The organism is Rhodobacteraceae bacterium Araon29 (genome assembly GCA_039640505.1).
Lineage (GTDB): Bacteria > Pseudomonadota > Alphaproteobacteria > Rhodobacterales > Rhodobacteraceae > CABZJG01.
This window is the reverse complement of record CP046865.1, coordinates 19,646-37,216: the sequence shown is the minus strand read 5'-3', so window position 1 is coordinate 37,216 and position 17,571 is coordinate 19,646. Positions and strand designations below refer to the sequence as shown.

Below are 17,571 nucleotides of genomic sequence, written 5' to 3'. Positions count from 1 at the left end.
CGACAGAGAGAGTCAGGACTTTTCCTCCTTACGTTTTACGCCGCTTCCCCCGGCGCTGGGTTTATCAACAGGTTAACACCGGTTTTGTGAAATCTCAATGATAGTCTGACAAGAGTTTTCTTATATTCTGAAAAAATTGACAACTATGACACATCCTGAACAGGGCTGTTTTGGATCTGCCAGTGCATTTAATGCAGCCGACAGTGATCTTTTTTCTCTCGAAACTTGAAGCCGCGAATTTTTACGCATATGACTGATGGATGATGAATCGCATATTTGATATGGATGAACAGGCTCGGCTGCCTTGGCGGTTTTTTGGTGCTATGACAACGTTTATAGCACGACTATAAATCTAAAAGAGTTTCACTTGAACTGACCACAACACGGGAGAGGATTAAGATGACCGCCCCGAAAACACTCTATGATAAAATCTGGGACGCGCATGTCGCCCACACTTCAGAAGACGGCACCTGTCTTTTATATATTGATCGCCATCTGGTTCATGAGGTTACCAGCCCGCAGGCTTTTGAAGGGTTGCGCATGGCAAACCGTGCAGTGCGCGCGCCGGAAAAAACCATTGCGGTGCCGGATCACAATGTACCGACCACTTTGGACCGCGCCAAAGGCATTGATAACGAAGAAAGCCGTATTCAGGTCGAAGCGCTGGATAAAAACGCAAAAGACTTTGGGATACATTACTATCCTGTTTCCGATGTGCGCCAAGGGATTGTACATATTGTCGGCCCTGAACAAGGCTGGACATTGCCGGGAATGACCGTGGTTTGTGGTGACAGCCATACGGCAACCCACGGCGCATTCGGCGCATTGGCCCATGGAATTGGGACTTCTGAGGTAGAACATGTTCTGGCCACTCAGACGCTGATCCAGAAGAAATCAAAAAATATGAAAGTGGAAATCACCGGTCAGCTCCGGCCCGGAGTGACCGCAAAAGACATCACGCTTTCTGTCATTGGCGAAACTGGCACAGCCGGGGGCACGGGTTATGTGATCGAATATTGCGGGCAAGCAATCCGCGATTTGTCGATGGAAGGCCGGATGACCGTTTGTAATATGGCCATTGAAGGGGGTGCTCGCGCTGGGCTTATTACGCCAGATGAAAAGACCTTTGAATACTGCAAGGGCCGTGCGCATGCCCCCAAAGGGGCCGCCTGGGAAGCAGCGCTTGCCTATTGGAAAACCCTGTTTTCAGATGACGGCGCCCATTTTGACAAGGTTGTCACAATTAAGGGCGAAGATATTGCGCCCGTGGTCACCTGGGGAACCTCGCCTGAAGATGTTTTGCCGATCACTGCCAGCGTGCCGGCGCCATCGGATTTTGACGGCGGCAAAGTTGATGCTGTTGCACGGTCCTTGGAATACATGGGGCTAAATTCTGGAACGCCCTTATCTGAGGTTGAAATTGATACCGTATTTATAGGCTCGTGCACCAATGGCCGGATCGAAGATTTACGCGCTGCGGCAGAGATTTTGAAGGGCAAAAAAATTAAAGACGGTATGCGGGCCATGGTGGTTCCCGGATCAGGTCTGGTGCGTGCGCAGGCAGAAGAAGAGGGCTTGGCGGACATCTTTTTGGAGGCAGGATTTGAGTGGCGCCTAGCGGGCTGTTCTATGTGTCTTGCGATGAACCCAGATCAGCTTGCCCCTGGTGAGCGCTGTGCCGCAACCTCAAACCGGAACTTCGAAGGCCGTCAGGGCCGAGGTGGGCGTACCCATCTGATGTCCCCGGCTATGGCTGCTGCTGCTGCGGTCACAGGAAAACTGACAGATGTTCGGGAGTTGATATAATGGATAAGTTTGAAAAACTTAGCGGTGTTGCGGCACCTATGCCTTTGATCAATATCGACACGGACATGATTATTCCTAAGGTGTTTTTGAAAACTATTAAGCGGTCTGGATTGGGTGTGAATCTTTTTGATGAAATGCGCTATAATGATGACCGCGCGGAAATTCCAGATTTTGTGTTGAACAAAGCACAATACAGAAACGCTGAAATATTGGTTGCTGGAGATAATTTTGGCTGCGGGTCTTCAAGAGAGCATGCGCCTTGGGCAATCAAAGATTTTGGCATTCGCTGTGTTATTTCAACAAGTTTTGCGGATATCTTTTTCAATAACTGCTTTAAAAATGGCATCCTTCCGATCATCTTGCCGAAAGAACAGGTGGACGCTTTGATGGAAGATGCCGAAAAAGGTTCCAATGCGCGCATCGAGATTGACTTGGAGGATCAGACAGTAACCTCATCAGATGGTGAAGTGTATTCGTTTGAGGTCGACTCATTCAAAAAGCATTGCCTTTTAAACGGGTTAGACGATATCGGGCTCACCATGGAAAAAGTCGGGTCAATTGATAATTATGAATTAAAACTATCATCAGAGCGACCTTGGGTGTGAGGGCAAAGACCTGAACATTAAACCGTAAAAAATAATGCTGCTACAGCTATTAGCCAGGGGATAGAGAGACGTTTGTTTCTTGACCCCCTGACTGACAATCGCTACCCGCTAATCAACTAAAATTTTGTAAATGGATGGCCCAAATGACGAAACCTTCCCTTCTTATCCTACCTGGTGACGGCATTGGCCCCGAGGTCATGACCGAAGTGCGTAAAATCATCGCTTGGTTTAGTGAAAATCGAGGGCTTGAATTTGACGTGAGTGAAGATCTGGTGGGTGGATGTGCCTATGATGCGCATGGAACACCACTGCATGATGATACAATGGCCAAGGCTCAAGAGGTTGATGCGGTTCTGCTTGGAGCGGTGGGCGGCCCCCAGTATGACGATCTTGATTTTAGCTTAAAGCCAGAGCGCGGTTTGCTGAGGCTTCGCAAAGAAATGGATCTGTTTGCCAATCTGCGCCCCGCGCAATGCTTTGATGCATTGGCGGATTTTTCATCATTAAAGACAGAGGTGGTTTCAGGTCTAGATATAATGATAGTTCGGGAATCCACATCTGGCGTTTACTTTGGGGAACCCAGAGGCATTTTTAAAGAGGGCAATGAGCGGGTTGGGATCAATACGCAGCGATATACCGAAAGCGAAATTGACCGGGTTGCACGCAGCGCCTTTGAGCTTGCTCGCCGTCGTAACAATAAAGTTTGCTCGATGGAAAAGGCAAATGTCATGGAATCTGGTGTTTTATGGCGTGAGATTGTTCAAAAGGTGCATGATACTGATTACTCGGATGTAGAGTTAAGCCATATGTATGCGGATGCTGGCGCCATGCAGCTTTGCCGTTGGCCCAAGCAATTTGACGTGATCGTGACGGATAACTTATTTGGTGATATCCTGTCTGACACAGCGGCAATGTTGACCGGTAGCCTTGGTATGTTGCCCTCTGCAACGCTGGGCCCTGTTATGCCCAATGGTCGGCCAAAGGCAATGTATGAACCAGTGCATGGATCTGCGCCTGATATTGTAGGCCAAGGCAAAGCAAACCCAATTGCCTGTATTCTTAGTTTTGCTATGGCGCTTCGCTATTCTTTTGACCAAGGTGCAGAAGCAGATCGGCTTGAACAAGCGATTGAGACGGTTCTAGCCAATGGAGCCCGCACCCCTGATCTAATGGGGCCAGAGGACGGCACGCCGATGACAACAGAGCAAATGGGTGATGCTATTTTAGAGGCGCTGGGCACAAGCGTCTAAGACGTTATGCGTAGCGTTGATCGTAGCTTTTTGCTGCTCTTTTCTGTGTGCTGATTGAACTAGGGGTCCGACCTGCTTTTAAAAAAGGGCGGACTCAGCACTTCAAATGCCGCATAAGTTTCGCTTCCAAAAATTTAATCTCGACTGGTTTTGCAAGATAGTCATCCATGCCGCAGGCATAGCATTTGTCGGCATCTCCTGTCAGAGCATTCGCGGTTATTGCCACAATTGGCACTCTAGGCAGATTACCGCCTTCCTCTTGTTTCCGAATTTCTTTCGCCATTTCGAAACCATCCATAACTGGCATATGGCAATCCAGCAAAATAACATCGTAATTTCCGGTCTTCCACAAGTCTAACCCTTTTAATCCATTTTTTGCAATCACAGCCGGATAACCAAGAATTTCCAACTGTTTCAGGAAAACAATCTGATTAATTTCATTATCCTCAACCAATAAAATAGATTTTTTTGCACGACTTTCTTTTTGCGCGTCAGTCAATTCGTTAGGCTGCTTTTCGATCAAAGTGGGTTTTTGCTTTTTGGTCAAAAATGCAATCGCTTTTACCAACTCTGATTGAAGCATCGGGAAGCTCTGTATTTTGTATACATCCTCATGCAAAAGTCCGAGCTGCTCTGATCGATTTGATGACACGACAACAAATTTCGGATTTTTTGCCTGTTTTCTTAGGATGGACATCCAAGAAGTAACGGTTTTTTGATTTTCGGAGAATAATACGAAAACCGTTTCTTGTTCATCTGGTATCGCGTAGCCTTCAAGGTCCGGGCGGACAGACCGGATTTTTTCAATATAGTTTAGATGATCAACAAAGTTAGACAGCCTTTTGCTAAATTTTCCCACTTCTGTGAGCATTTCGATTTTTGTTTGTGATATGTCAGGAGCTAGATTTGGGCCGTCAAATACCTTAATAGGCAATAGAATGGTAACCGTAGTTCCCTTTCCTTTAGTGCTTTGCGTAATGATTTGACCACCCATTTGGTGAACGAGTTTTTGAGTTATAACCAGTCCTAAACCAGTACCTCCAACCCGCTTTGTGGTCGCGGACTCACCTTGAACAAAAGGTTCGAAAGTTTTTTCCATTAATTCCTGGGACATGCCTATCCCCTGATCCTCAAATTCGAGCTTGATTACATCCTCTTTGTCCATTTCAACTAGAAAATAAACTGTATTGGGCCTGCCGGTTAGGTCTTGGGATGAGTACTTTATCGCGTTACTCAGGATATTCAGCATAATTTGTCTTAGGCGTCCGGAATCGGCTAAAATCCAGTTTGGGACTTTGCGGTCTACCCCAAGGACAATTCTCACCCCCATGTTGTCGGCCATAGTCTGCATGGTGACGGCCACACCTTCAATCACAGGCCGTAACTCGGTGCGAGAAGACTCGATCACCATCTTTCCTGCGTCAATTTTGGAGGCGTCCAATATATCATCAATTATTCTTAGAAGTGAAAAAGCCGAATTTCGGATTGTGCCAACAGCCCGCTTTTGTTCTTCATTAGGCTTCATGGCTTCAAGCACTTCGATCATGCCGATCATCCCGTTCATGGGAGTTCGGATTTCATGGCTCATATTGGCCAGAAAATCGCCTTTGGCTTTGGCGGCTGCTTCTGCCTTAATTCTTGCGGTATGAAGTTCCGTTTCGGCACTACTTGCCAGTTGGGTAAAGTAAAAAAGCTCTGCAACAAGTAAAATTAAAACAGTGCTGCGCAGAAGAAAATTCACAGTTTCGGTGCTGAGTGAACTGTAAAAAACGGGAATACCAAAGAGGGCTTGAGACGATCCAACAAGGTCATACCGAATTGCTGAAAACCATAATAAAAGCGGCAAAAAGAGGAAAAAAATCAATAAAGTACGTTCTTTTTTCCAAGAAATAGCCAGGAAAGAAAGCGCCATCACCGGCAAAAACAACAAGTCCACATCCACACCGGGGTGTCCAAAAACCAGGCCTGCAAATGTGGATAGGCTTGCACTGAACAACCAAACAGATCGCGCCAAGCGTTGCAATCCAGTTTGAAAAAGCATCAGACAGCCAAAATACACAAGCGCAACAGACCCAGAGATATAGGCCCCCATGGCTTCTCCAAGCATTAAAAATATTATCGTCCAAGCTGACGCCAAACATACTATAACCAGCACTGCGAGATGGCTAATTCTTATTCTGCGTTGAAGATCTAAATCTAGATTTTCCAAATTCTGCTCTGCTGACATATGTATTTCCAACGACGCGATAACAAATGAGAAACAATTAACGCTGTCATTTTGCCAAAGATTTCCTAAGTTGACCATGTATTTCTATTATATTCTTATTATTTTCCGAAAAACGTGAAACAATAAGTGGCCACTGGTAGCAAGCAATGGCGCGCACCTCAGTTAAAGCCAATGATCACAAAAAATGGCTGTAAACCAAAAACATTGTATAATTTTTGGCGGAAATTTTACTTGAGCATTAATAGGGCACGTGAGAAACCAAGAAGGGATGCATTTATGTTAACCCTCTCATTTAAAGAAATGAACATAACTCTAAATTGGAGTTGTGAGCCGCTTTTAAAGCTCGAAACCAAAGCCTTATCCAATGCGCTCATAACGATGCACCCTTGGGTGACACATGTCGTAAAGGGCAGATTTATTTCTTCGATATCATCAACTTGCATGGTTAGACCATTGCGCAAATCCAGCCCAAGAGGCAATTTGATTTCAATAATATACTCATCATTTTGGTTACTTACTATAACCGTAACGCCTGCAATTTTTCCATCAGGTAATTCAATCGTAAACTGCTGACGAATTAGACAAAACTCGGCCTTCTCAGCTTCCTCAACACAAATGCTTTGCCAATCCTGATGGGTTGTTTGCGTTACACTGGGACCATCTTGCTGGCTTTCTTCTTGCGCATTCGTAACAGTTGTCATTAAGCAAAGGAGAGCAGTACTTAGAAGGGATTTCAGCACTTTGCAATTTCTCCTTGCCCTGAGTTCTGGTTACATTCTTCAAAAATTACTTTGAATAGCCAACCATAGCTTTGGGTCACTTTCTTCTGTTTCGGTACTTTTCAGGGGGAATGCAAACAAAACTTCTGTATATAGGTTCTTAACTTTTTTGCGAACACCAAAACCAGCCCCTGTTAAAGCCTGATGCAATTGCCCACTTGGTGCGGAAATTTCACCGAAGTCGCCAAAAACAAAAGAGCTTGAACCTAGGCTGTTATAACTTAACTCAAAACTTGCGTGGTATCCTGAAGGGCCTGATATCTTATCGTTTGAATAAGCCCTGATATTATTAGGGCCCCCCAGAGAATATGCGTTTGACGAATGAGAAAGTTGATCAACTGAATTTTGGAAAGACAATTCAAGGGATGCCATGAGTTGATCGTTAATGGGCTCTCTGTGCTGTATCCACCCTTTCAAATATTTGTACTTTCGACTATCTTGTGCATTATGGGTGGACTTTAAATCTTCAACTACCAGACTCAAATTTGATTTTGTGGATCGTCCATTATTGGACCTATATAATTGTTCGAATTCCATCCCTAAATCAAAACCCGAAGTGAAAGTTTCATCCGTTAAAGTCGCACCAACAAATTGGTGTTTTTTGGAAATATTATAACTAAAATAGCTTTTTAGTTTTCGCTTTGGCGTGAGCACAAAGGGATATGAAAGTGTACTTTTATATTTAGTAACGTTCCCACTAAAGACTGAGAAATCACCACCAAGATGATACTGGCTCGTTGCGACGTTAATTCCCAAGCGCGCACCCGAAAAACCTATTGGATGTTCGTATTTCAAATCAACTAAAGTCAGATTTTGATCTGCCTGTATTGCGGAAAATGACAAACTGTCCCCAAATGTATCTAAATGATTAGCTGTAAGGTTCAATGTCATTGAATTTTTGCCTGTGGATTTTTCCCCATGGTTATCAATCTTCAAACTACCAGACCAAGGCTCTTCTTTCGAAACCAATACATCCAAATTTCCTAGCCCCTGTTTTTCACCGGCTGCTATGCTGGGTTTAACCCGAATTCCGGGAATTTCGTCTAAAATCAAAATGGTTCTATTCAATAAATCTTCTGAAATAATATCTCCTGGCTTCAACTTATGTAGAAAAGCTGCGGCCGAATTGGCAATGCTTGCTTCACCGCTGGTTTTAACTTCCCCATACTTACCTTCTATAATGCGTATTATCAAAAGCCCTTTGCTCATTGTTTGCGGAGGGAAGATGGCGGTCGCAAAGGGATAATTCTTTTCTCGATAATAACTCATCACGTGATTTGTTAATTCCGACAATCCTTGAAAATCATATTTTTTTCCTAAACAACCATTTAAAAGAGCAGCTAATTCATCATCAGATAAAGCCGCATTACCAATAAAGTTGATGTTTTTAATCAAAACCTTTGGGCCAGAAGATATGACATTCGGCGAGCCTTGATCTTGGTCGGTTTGATTTTCCAGTGATCCTGTTGCACCGTCTATGAGCATATTGCTACAGCCATTATATGGGGCTTTGTTTGGTTCCAAGATTGTATTCGCGGCATGCGTGGCTGCAGTGCCCACAAAAAATGCGAACAAAGCTATTAAAAACAAATATGTAATTTGTGGAAACCTATATATTAACATCTCAGCGCTGCACACTTCTTTGGTAACTAATATTTTGTGAATTTCCGCAAATTAAATCAAAGCCAGAGCCAATCCGGCATTTCTGGGGTTTTGCTATATCCATTAAAATCTTGACTGTTTGGAATGCACTACCTGAGACCGTGCTTATTTGGTCACCGGCTAAGCCGTATTGTGTGTCAAACGCACCCATGCCTGTCGCCGAGTTGGCTATAATGGGTCTGGACGCAATGCCGGATGAAGAAACAATAAAGGCTTCGCCCGAATTGGTCGGAATGGTGATACTAGTGATATTTCCGGAAGATAGAGCAATTTGATAGCCATAAACCGCGATACTACCATTGGTCCAACTGTCTTTCGCACGTGTGACTGAAGTATATTTATTATTACCCACCTCTTTGCTGTTCAACGCAGCAGTGGCTGGTGTGGTCAAGGATATGGTATCGCCACCAATCACCCCAGTGATGGTGCTGTAATTCCCTGCTTCTAGGGTAGAGATAGAGGCCAACCCATCGTAGGATTTTGTTAAACTGCCCAAAAGGGATGAACTCAGGCTCGGCGCTAGGGTATAAAGAAACCCGTTTCCAGTGGACTGTGCGGCAGCCGTGCTATCGTAGGTGGCATTATATTGTCTGAAATCATAACTGAGGCCACCTATCGTATCCCCCGTCGAACCATCAAAAGGATCTGCATTTGATGACCAGACAAGCCAGCGCCCAGATGTCGCCGATAGAGCAGAAGCGCCTGCACTATTAGTGAACTTCTGTGCTGATAAAGCGATAGCGTCACCGCTACTGGACGCTGTGAGAGCGCCAGAGCTCAATGTTATGCCGGTTCCTGATGTGGAACCGGAATTGACCGCTGTGATCGTGCCGGCGGTAATGTCCCTTAAACTGATATCGCCATTTGCAAGGTTGGTTTTTCCAGCGCCGTCCAGCAGAGTGATGGACACCGCACCGGTGCCGGCATTGATGCTGTTTCCTGCGCTCATTGTAATCACGGCGTTGCCTGTATCGCGATGCACATCGACAACACCATTGGCCAACGTGTCATTGGCAATAAGATTTAGATCTCCGTTGTTTGTCACCATATCAGCGTTCAAAAGAATGGAACGTCCGGCCCTAAGCGTTAAACTGCCACCAGTTTCAGTTCCTACCACCATTAAATCACTGCTTAATGTGATGTCATTCGAGGCCTGAAAAATTACATTTTGACCAAGGCCTAGCCGTGATCTTAAATCTGCGGCACTTACTGTGATACCTTGATCTGCATGGGCGGTAAATGATGCTGCGCTTTCCGCGTTATATGATCCAGTTTCTGCACTGCTGGTAAAAAGATACACAGCGCCGACGCTCAAGGTGCCATTACCCGATCCGTCATCTCCAGCAGCCCCCGCCACTAGGCGATTACCTGCCGCGTTTAGCGAAACCGAACGGCTAAAGCCGTCACCTGCTTCAAGTGAGCTGACATCGACATTTTTACCGCCCGTATAGCCTTTGCCGATTGTGGCCTGTAGCGCACCGCCGGAAAAGTCACTATCCGTAAAGCTGAACAGATAAACCGCGCCGGCGTTCAATGTGCTATTACCGGATCCGTCATCCGAATAAGCTCCGACGGCTAATCGATCGCCCGCCGCATTTAGCGAAACCGCATGGCCAAATAAGTCTTCTTCTTCAAGCGCGGAGACATCGATATTTTTACCGCCCGTAAAACCTTTACCGATTTTGGCCTGCAGCGCACCGCCGGAAAAGTCACTATCTGTAAAGCTGAATAGATAAACTCCGCCGGACTGCTTGGCCACATTCCCGGATCCGTCATCCTTTTGAATTCCGACTGCCAAGCGATCCCCCACTGCGTTTAGGGAAACCGCCATGCCAAAGTTGTCATGTCTTCTAAGCTCGGGGATATCGATATTTTTACCGCCCGTATAGCCGTCGCCGATTGTGGCCTGCAGCGCGCCGCCGGAAAAATCGCTATCTGTAAAGCTGAATAGATAAACTGCACCGGGACTACGGTCCTCATTATTAAATCCGTCATCTCCGTAAGCACCTACGGCCAAACGATCGCCTGCTGCATTCAGCGAAACCCAACGGCCAAACCAGTCATGTCTATCAAGTGAACTGACATCGACATTTTTACCACCCGTGTAGCCTTTGCCGATTGTGGCCTGCAGCGCCCCGCCGGAAAAGTCACTATCCGTAAAACTGAACAGATACACCGCGCCGGCTTGAAATGTCCCATTATCAAACCCTTCATCCCATTGAGATGCGACAGCCAAGCGGTCTCCTGCCGCATTTAGCGAAACCGAACGGCCAAAGGTGTCATCTGCTTCAAGCGCGGAGAGATCGACATTTTTACCGCCCGTATAACCTTTACCTATTATTGCCTGCAGCGCCCCGCCGGAAAAGTTGCTATCCGTAAAGCTGAACAGATACGCTGCGCCGGCTCCAGAGGTCCCATTATCGGATCCGTCATCTCTACCAAACCCCACGGCCAGGCGATCGCCCGCCGCGTTGAGCGAAAGTGAACGGCCAATGTTGTCTTCTTCTTCAAGCGTGGAGACATCGATATTTTTACCGCCCGTATAACCTTTACCGATTGTGGCCTGCAGCGCCCCGCTGGAAAAGTCACTATCCGTAAAGCTGAACAGATAAACTGCGCCGGCGCCCGATGTGCTATTACCGGATCCGTCATCTCCATTAGCCCCCACTACCAAGCGATCGCCCGCCGCGTTGAGCGAAAGTGAACGGCCAAAGAAGTCACTTGCTTCAATTGCGGATAGATCGACATTTTTGCCGCCCGTATAGCCTTTGCCTATTGTGGCCTGCAGCGCCCCGCCGGAAAAGGCGCTATCCGTAAAGCTGAACAGATACACCGCGCCGGCTTGAGTTGTCCCATTATCGGATCCGTCATCGTGGGTGGCCCCCAAAGCTAACCGATCGCCGGCTGCGTTGAGCGAAACCGATGTGCCAAAGTATTCAGTTGCTTCAAGGGCTGAGACATTGACATTTTTGCCGCCTGTATAGCCTTTGCCTATAGTGGCCTGCAGCGCACCGCCGGAAAAGTCACTATCCGTAAAGCTGAAAAGATACGCAGCGCCTGCTCCAGATGTCCCATTATCGGATCCGTCATCTCCATGAGCCCCCACCGCCAGGCGATCACCTGCCGCGTTGAGCGAAACTGCAACGCCAAAGGTGTCACTTGCTGCAAGGGCAGAGACATCGACATTCTTACCGCCCGTATAACCTTTACCGATTGTGGCCTGCAGCGTGCCGCCCGAAAAGTCACTATCCGTAAAGCTGAAAAGATACGCAGCGCCGGCTAGAGTTGTCCCATTATCGGATCCGTCATCCTTATGAGCTCCGACGGCTAAGCGGTCTCCTGCTGCATTGAGCGAAATCGCAACGCCAAACATGTCTTCTGCTTCAAGTCCGTTGACGTTGACGTTTTTGCCGCCGGTATAACCTTTGCCAAGCGTGGCCTCATGCGCGCCGCCGGAAAAGGCGCTATCCGTAAAGCTGAACAGATACACCGCGCCGCTATTAGTGGTGCCATTTCCAGACCCGTCATTTCCATTAGACCCCGCAGCCAAGCGATCGCCCGCTGCATTTAGCGAAACTGAACGGCCAAAGTAGTCATTTTCTTCAATTGCGCTGACATCGACATTTTTACCGCCCGTATAGCCTTCGCCGATTGTTGCCTGCAGCACGCCGCCAGAAAAGTCACTATCCGTAAAGCTGAATAGATAAACTGCGCCGGCATAATTGGTATCATCACCGGACCCATTATCTGAATGAGACCCCACCGCCATGCGATCACCTGCTGCGTTCAGCGAAACCGCCATGCCAAAGGAACCACTTGCATCAAGCCCACTGACATCTAGGTTTTTTGTCGTCGTGCTGTACCCAAAGCCCAGTATCCCGGCATAGGACCAATCTTGTGCTGTTGCACTATCGCCAATGATAATATTTTTTGGATCCAGTAAAAGATGTCCACCATCTCCAACGTCAACATTAGCAAGCGATGCTTTGCGCAAATCATTGGCCGAAGAAATCTCTACAGATCCACCTCCGGTACTGCCTTGAGAGTCAATCTTTCCTAAAAATGTCGTCGTATCATCAGACCAAATGATTGCCGTACCGCCGACACCCGCCGCAGAGCTAGTGTCGATTTGGGTGGCATTGTTGATAAAAGTTTGCTGACTAGAACCAAGGGATGGCAGAGCACCCCAGCGGCCAATAAAGCTGCTATAATAGCTGGTATCTGGATCTACATCCTTACCGCCCTGAAAAGCGCCACCAAGTCGAACCATTCCACCCACAGACTGACCCGAGGCATTCAGCGTTGCACTAAAAAAGCGCAAGTCAGATCCAGTTATATCAACCATACCGCCCGAACTAACATGCCCATGTGCAGTATAATCGCCAGATGTCAGCAGCCCCGCGCCGGCATCCATACGAATGTAACCCCCAACGGCCCCGTCAACATTTAGTTCGGATGAGGCACTTTGGATAATTTGCCCTGAGGTTACCCCTATAAATCCGCCCTTGCCGGTGTCTGAGGAGGCCTGTAGTTGGCCTGAAATGTTTAGCCGACCTTCAAATTTCAACTCAATCTCGCCTGCGGCAACCCCGTTTCCGGTCGAAGAGGCCACCAAAACACCGCCCAGCATCGCTGTATCAGCATTAATGTTAATCTTGCCCGCCTCTTGGCCCGCCACAGAAAGTTCTGAACCGCCTGAAATATTGACGTGACCATTGCTTGAAAGAACAATCTCGCCTTTTGGTCCCACTTGCAGGCTATTTGCCCGACTTATCCCTGTGTGATTGATGGCATTCGATTTCAAATCAGCAGCAGCACCAGCCGAAAGCCAAATCCGCCCATTGTCAGCTTGGATTATGCCATCTTGATTAACAAGCCCATCAACTGCATCTGCTTGAATCTCAAGAGAGTAAAGCGAACCATCCACATTAACTTTTACACGACTTCCTGCCCCCATGAGGACACTTCCGTCTTTGGCGGTTATCGTACCTGAATTATCAATCTGCGCCCCAATAAAGGCCGCCAAACCGCCATTTGAGACCGAAATAGACCCTTGATTATCAACTGCTGTTCTTGCGGAACCACCAAAGATATATTGACCGCTTAGAAAATCGTCCTGTGTTATATCAAGAGTTGAGGCAATAAGCCCGCCAACGTTTACTTGGGCCGAGGGAGAAAATAGAACTCCCGCAGGGTTAACCAAGAAAACGCGGCCATTCGCTTCAAGCGCTCCAAAAATTTCAGATGGTATTCCCCCCGAAACTCTGTTCAATGCTGTCGATTCGGTAGAAGGTTGCTGAAATTCAACCTTATGATCAGGCGCAATTGAAAACCCTTGCCAGTCCAAAACAAGTTTGTTTGAGCTCTGATTGACAACCAAGCTATCGGTTGAGTGCTGTAAACTTCCACTCCCAGACACTACGTTCCGTAAAACAGGCAGATCACTGCTGTCTTGCGCTTGAACTGGCAACACAAATGGAAAAGCGCACAAAATTGCACTTAAGCAACGGGTAAAGCTATATTTTTTTACAACGTAAACTATTTTGGCTCACCATAAAGATAATAATAAAATAACAAAAAAAACCTAACCAGATAATTAAAATAATTAAAGTAGGTAAATTATTATCATGTCTGTCTCTAAAGTATAAAAAACACTACATTAGGGTTAAATTACCATGTATAAAAAAAATTATACAAACTTTAGCCATGATAAAATATAGGGTTATGATAATTAATAACTAAATGGGCTATTCAATTAAAAAACTAAATAATCCAAATTATGGATAGATTGAAAATAAAGGAAAATTAAGAATAACCTTTATGATTTCGCTATCGGTCTTATGTTTATTTAGCGGCGCGCTCTCGTTGCAGTCTCATCCACAACGGAAGAAAAATTTCAGAAATAAACCCAAAAAATACCATAAGCAGCCCCACTTTACGCGTTGAGTTTTGCTGACGTCTGATTGGCCTGATTCCCACCGGCAAGATGATTTCTGACAGCCTTGATGGATAGCCCTTAGCGGGTTCGTTGTGTTTGCGCTTTTCCTAATTTTCCCAAATTGGAGAATAATATGCCGCCACGAGCATAAAATGACGTTGGTCTCTTAGTATTTGATGTTCAAAGTAGGTTTTGATATTTTAGGACGCCAATGCAAGAGGGTGGTCATAAAATCAAGTCTTTGATATGCCGCAGGTTAATAGAGTAAGATGAACTTGTTTTGCATTAGAATTTACACAAAAAAGACTGACCACCTTTCATTAACGTGTGACGCAGTTTGATAAAATATGTGCAGGTTGTTGAAGTAACCTTTCTTGTAGTAGACAAGGTTTGACCACAGACATCTGCGCAACAGACAATGTGCAGAGTTTATATAGTTTGGGGGCTTGAATGGTTGATATAGCGACGCGGGTTTGGAACCATAAATGGAAAATCGACCCAATCGTCAGATCATTGATCGACACTGATTTTTATAAACTTCTCATGTGTCAGTCGATTTATCGGAACAAACCCGACACGGCTGTGACCTTTAGCCTTATTAACCGGTCCAAAAGCCTTCGGCTTGCAGAGCTGATTGACGAAGGTGAATTGCGTGAGCAGCTTGATCACATTCGCAGCTTAAGCCTGACGCGCGGTGAAAGCACCTGGCTGCGCGGGAATACCTTTTATGGAAAGCGTCAGATGTTTCGACCGGATTTTATGGAGTGGTTCGAAAACTTGCAGCTACCCGATTATAATCTTGAAAAACGTGATGGACAATTCGAGCTGACTTTTGAAGGCAGCTGGCCTGAGGTTATGATGTGGGAAATTCCTGCGCTTGCGGTGCTAATGGAGTTGCGCGGGCGTGCCGTTCTTAAAGGGATGGCAAAGTTTGAACTACAGGTACTCTACGCTCGGGCAATGACAAAGCTTTGGGAAAAAATTGAAAGCCTGCGAACCATAGAGGGTTTGCGCATAGCAGACTTTGGCACGCGTCGCAGACATTCTTACCTCTGGCAAGATTGGTGTGTGCAGGCAATGCTCGAAGGTTTGGGCGACAAATTTATCGGAACATCGAATTGTGCTGTGGCCAGGGAACGGGACATTGAAGCCATTGGCACAAATGCGCACGAGCTTCCAATGGTGTACTGCGCCCTAGCCAAAACCGACGATCAGCTCGCGGCAGCGCCTTATCACGTCCTTTCAGACTGGCAAGAGGAACATGATGGAAACTTGCGAGTAATTTTGCCCGATACTTATGGAACCGAGGGCTTTTTACAGAACGCACCAGATTGGCTTGCCGCATGGACTGGAGTGCGCATTGACAGTGGTGATCCTGCTGCTAGTGCAGAAATTGCCATCAAGTGGTGGCAAGATCGTGGCGAAGATCCAACACAAAAACTAGTTATTTTTTCGGATGGTCTAGATACGGATAGCATTATTAATCTGCATAAGAAGTTTTCTGGACGCGTGAAAGTATCGTTTGGCTGGGGCACCAATTTAACAAATGATTTCCGCGGCCTTGTACCCAATGAACAGTTGGGCGCATTTTCTTTGGTGTGTAAGGCGGTGTCAGCCAATGGTCGGCCAACAGTCAAGCTTTCGGATAATCCCAATAAGGCGATGGGCCCCCTTTCAGAAATTGAACGTTACAAACGCATATTCAAATTGGGCCACCAAAAGCCCATTGAAGTTTTTGTGTAAAATGAATTTGGGCGCTCTTTGCTTTTACAGGAATAACTTGATCTCGTTTACGTAAAACGGTCTAAGTTAATCAGGCAACTGGGAAAGAAATCACATGAGCAATCGAAAAAAAATCTGGGGCTGGTTCTTTTATGATTGGGCGAGCCAGCCGTTTCACACGCTGCTCATGACATTTGTCTTTGGACCGTATTTTGCCATTGTCGCCTCACAATATTACATGGGGATTGGGCAGGATGAAACGCTTGCAGATGCTAATGCCCAGATTGTCTGGTCAAATTGTTTGGCGATCACGGGTCTGATCATCGGGTTTGGTGGCCCCATACTCGGGGCTATTGCTGATACGACAAGGTTGAGAAAGCCCTGGATAAGTACATTTTCTGTGATCTATTTGGTGACTGCCCTAGCACTCTGGTTCACATTGCCAGACGGTTCAAACATGTGGCTGATGCTGTCAGTTTTTGGTCTTTGTTTCATTATGGCCGAGTACACTTACATTTTCACAAATGCGCAGCTTCCCTCGCTTGGATCTATTGATGAGGTTGGCAAAATATCCGGATCGGGCTTTGGGTTCGGCTATGCAGGCGGTGTTTTGTCATTGCTTATAATGCTGTTGTTTTTTGTCGAACAAGACAACGGTAAAACGATGATCCTAGAAATGGATCCCCTGTTTGGATTAGACGCCTCGCAAAAAGAGGGAACGCGCTTTGTGGGGCCATTGGTGGCTATTTGGTTTGCAATTTTCATGATCCCCTATTTTGCATGGGTACGAGAAGATAAATCGCTTCGGCGTAAATTAAATATTTCGGAAGGCTTAGCAAACCTCATAGGGTCAATAAAATCTCTTCCGTCTAGAAAGAGCCTGTTTTCATATCTTGTTGCGTCAATGTTTTATCGCGATGCGCTAAATGGTCTTTATACGTTCGGCGGCACTTACGCTGTTCTTGTTTTGAATTGGAACATTGTAAAATTGGGTCAATTTGGCATTATTGCTGCTATATCTGCCGCTCTTTTTAGCTGGCTGGGGGGCTTTTTGGATCGAAGAATTGGTCCAAAACCTGTGATTGTTGTCATGGTCTGCATCTTGACTGTCGTTTGTTTTGTCATTGTAAACACCTCATTGACCCATGTGTTCGGTATGGCCGTTCCCGAGGGCTCTAATCTTCCGGATATGGTTTTTTATACCTGCGGCGTTTTCATCGGCGGCATGGGCGGTATTTTGCAATCTGCAAGTCGCTCAATGATGGTACGCCACACGCGTCCGGAAAAAGCCACTGAAGGCTTTGGGCTTTATGCTCTGTCTGGTCGGGCAACAGCCTTTCTGGCCCCGGCGCTTATCGGGATTGTTACGGCAATTAGCGGCGATGCGCGCATTGGCATCTCGCCGCTCGTTGGTCTTTTCATTGTGGGGTTGGTGTTGCTGTTATGGGTTCACCCCAAGGGTGAATACGACAGTTCGGCGGCATAATTTTCCCGCCCGGATGTTGTATTCAACACCTCTGGCTATTGACGCCCAATGAAGAAGCGCTTAGACGCGGCAGGCCTTTGGCGGTCAAAGGCCAAG

9 protein-coding genes are annotated in these 17,571 nt (G+C 46.4%); 5 read left to right on the top strand and 4 right to left on the bottom strand.

The genetic code is table 11. The features are described 5' to 3' along the window. Positions 1 to 399: 399 nt before the first annotated feature. The 3 genes from leuC to leuB all read left to right on the top strand — a co-directional run bounded on the left by leuC (position 400) and on the right by leuB (position 3,661). Positions 400 to 1,806, top strand: coding sequence for a 3-isopropylmalate dehydratase large subunit (leuC, locus tag GN278_00135; protein ID XAT59372.1), 1,407 nt, complete (start codon positions 400 to 402; stop codon positions 1,804 to 1,806). Further along, entirely contained in the window at positions 1,806 to 2,411 is a 606-nt protein-coding gene (gene leuD, locus GN278_00130; GenBank protein ID XAT59371.1) for a 3-isopropylmalate dehydratase small subunit, read from the top strand. The genes leuC and leuD overlap by 1 nt, the downstream gene beginning before the upstream one ends. A 143-nt stretch (positions 2,412 to 2,554) precedes the next feature. Next, positions 2,555 to 3,661, top strand: a complete 1,107-nt coding sequence (gene leuB, locus GN278_00125; GenBank protein ID XAT59370.1) for a 3-isopropylmalate dehydrogenase — start codon at positions 2,555 to 2,557, stop codon at positions 3,659 to 3,661. Between the two features lie 94 nt (positions 3,662 to 3,755). On the opposite strand, the gene GN278_00120 is transcribed toward leuB, so the two are convergent. From GN278_00120 to GN278_00105, 4 genes are all read right to left on the bottom strand, one after another. Further along, a complete protein-coding gene (locus GN278_00120; protein XAT59369.1) occupies positions 3,756 to 5,966 on the bottom strand; it encodes a response regulator in 2,211 nt (736 codons plus the stop codon). 149 nt (positions 5,967 to 6,115) lie between these two features. Further along, the gene (locus tag GN278_00115) at positions 6,116 to 6,628 is read right to left on the bottom strand and encodes a hypothetical protein (protein XAT59368.1); all 513 of its coding nucleotides are present in this window, start codon (positions 6,626 to 6,628) and stop codon (positions 6,116 to 6,118) included. 39 nt (positions 6,629 to 6,667) lie between these two features. Then, complete coding sequence (locus GN278_00110; GenBank protein ID XAT59367.1) at positions 6,668 to 8,290, bottom strand: hypothetical protein; 1,623 nt, start codon at positions 8,288 to 8,290, stop codon at positions 6,668 to 6,670. A gap of 1 nt (position 8,291) precedes the next feature. Further along, positions 8,292 to 13,820, bottom strand: coding sequence for a filamentous hemagglutinin N-terminal domain-containing protein (locus GN278_00105; protein XAT59366.1), 5,529 nt, complete (start codon positions 13,818 to 13,820; stop codon positions 8,292 to 8,294). Positions 13,821 to 14,717: 897 nt separating this feature from the next. On the opposite strand from GN278_00105, the gene pncB reads away from it, so the two are divergent. Next, positions 14,718 to 16,010 carry a nicotinate phosphoribosyltransferase gene (pncB, locus tag GN278_00100; GenBank protein XAT59365.1) on the top strand — a complete coding sequence of 431 codons (1,293 nt, stop codon included), beginning with the start codon at positions 14,718 to 14,720 and terminating at the stop codon, positions 16,008 to 16,010. 94 nt (positions 16,011 to 16,104) lie between these two features. Further along, complete coding sequence (locus GN278_00095; GenBank protein XAT59364.1) at positions 16,105 to 17,475, top strand: MFS transporter; 1,371 nt, start codon at positions 16,105 to 16,107, stop codon at positions 17,473 to 17,475. Positions 17,476 to 17,571: the final 96 nt, after the last annotated feature.

Coding starts and splice junctions, on each gene's coding strand:
- leuC (XAT59372.1), top strand. CDS start 400: ATGACCGCCCCGAAAACACTCTATGATAAAATCTGGGACGCGCATGTC.
- leuD (XAT59371.1), top strand. CDS start 1,806: ATGGATAAGTTTGAAAAACTTAGCGGTGTTGCGGCACCTATGCCTTTG.
- leuB (XAT59370.1), top strand. CDS start 2,555: ATGACGAAACCTTCCCTTCTTATCCTACCTGGTGACGGCATTGGCCCC.
- GN278_00120 (XAT59369.1), bottom strand. CDS start 5,966: ATGGTCAACTTAGGAAATCTTTGGCAAAATGACAGCGTTAATTGTTTC.
- GN278_00110 (XAT59367.1), bottom strand. CDS start 8,290: ATGTTAATATATAGGTTTCCACAAATTACATATTTGTTTTTAATAGCT.
- pncB (XAT59365.1), top strand. CDS start 14,718: ATGGTTGATATAGCGACGCGGGTTTGGAACCATAAATGGAAAATCGAC.
- GN278_00095 (XAT59364.1), top strand. CDS start 16,105: ATGAGCAATCGAAAAAAAATCTGGGGCTGGTTCTTTTATGATTGGGCG.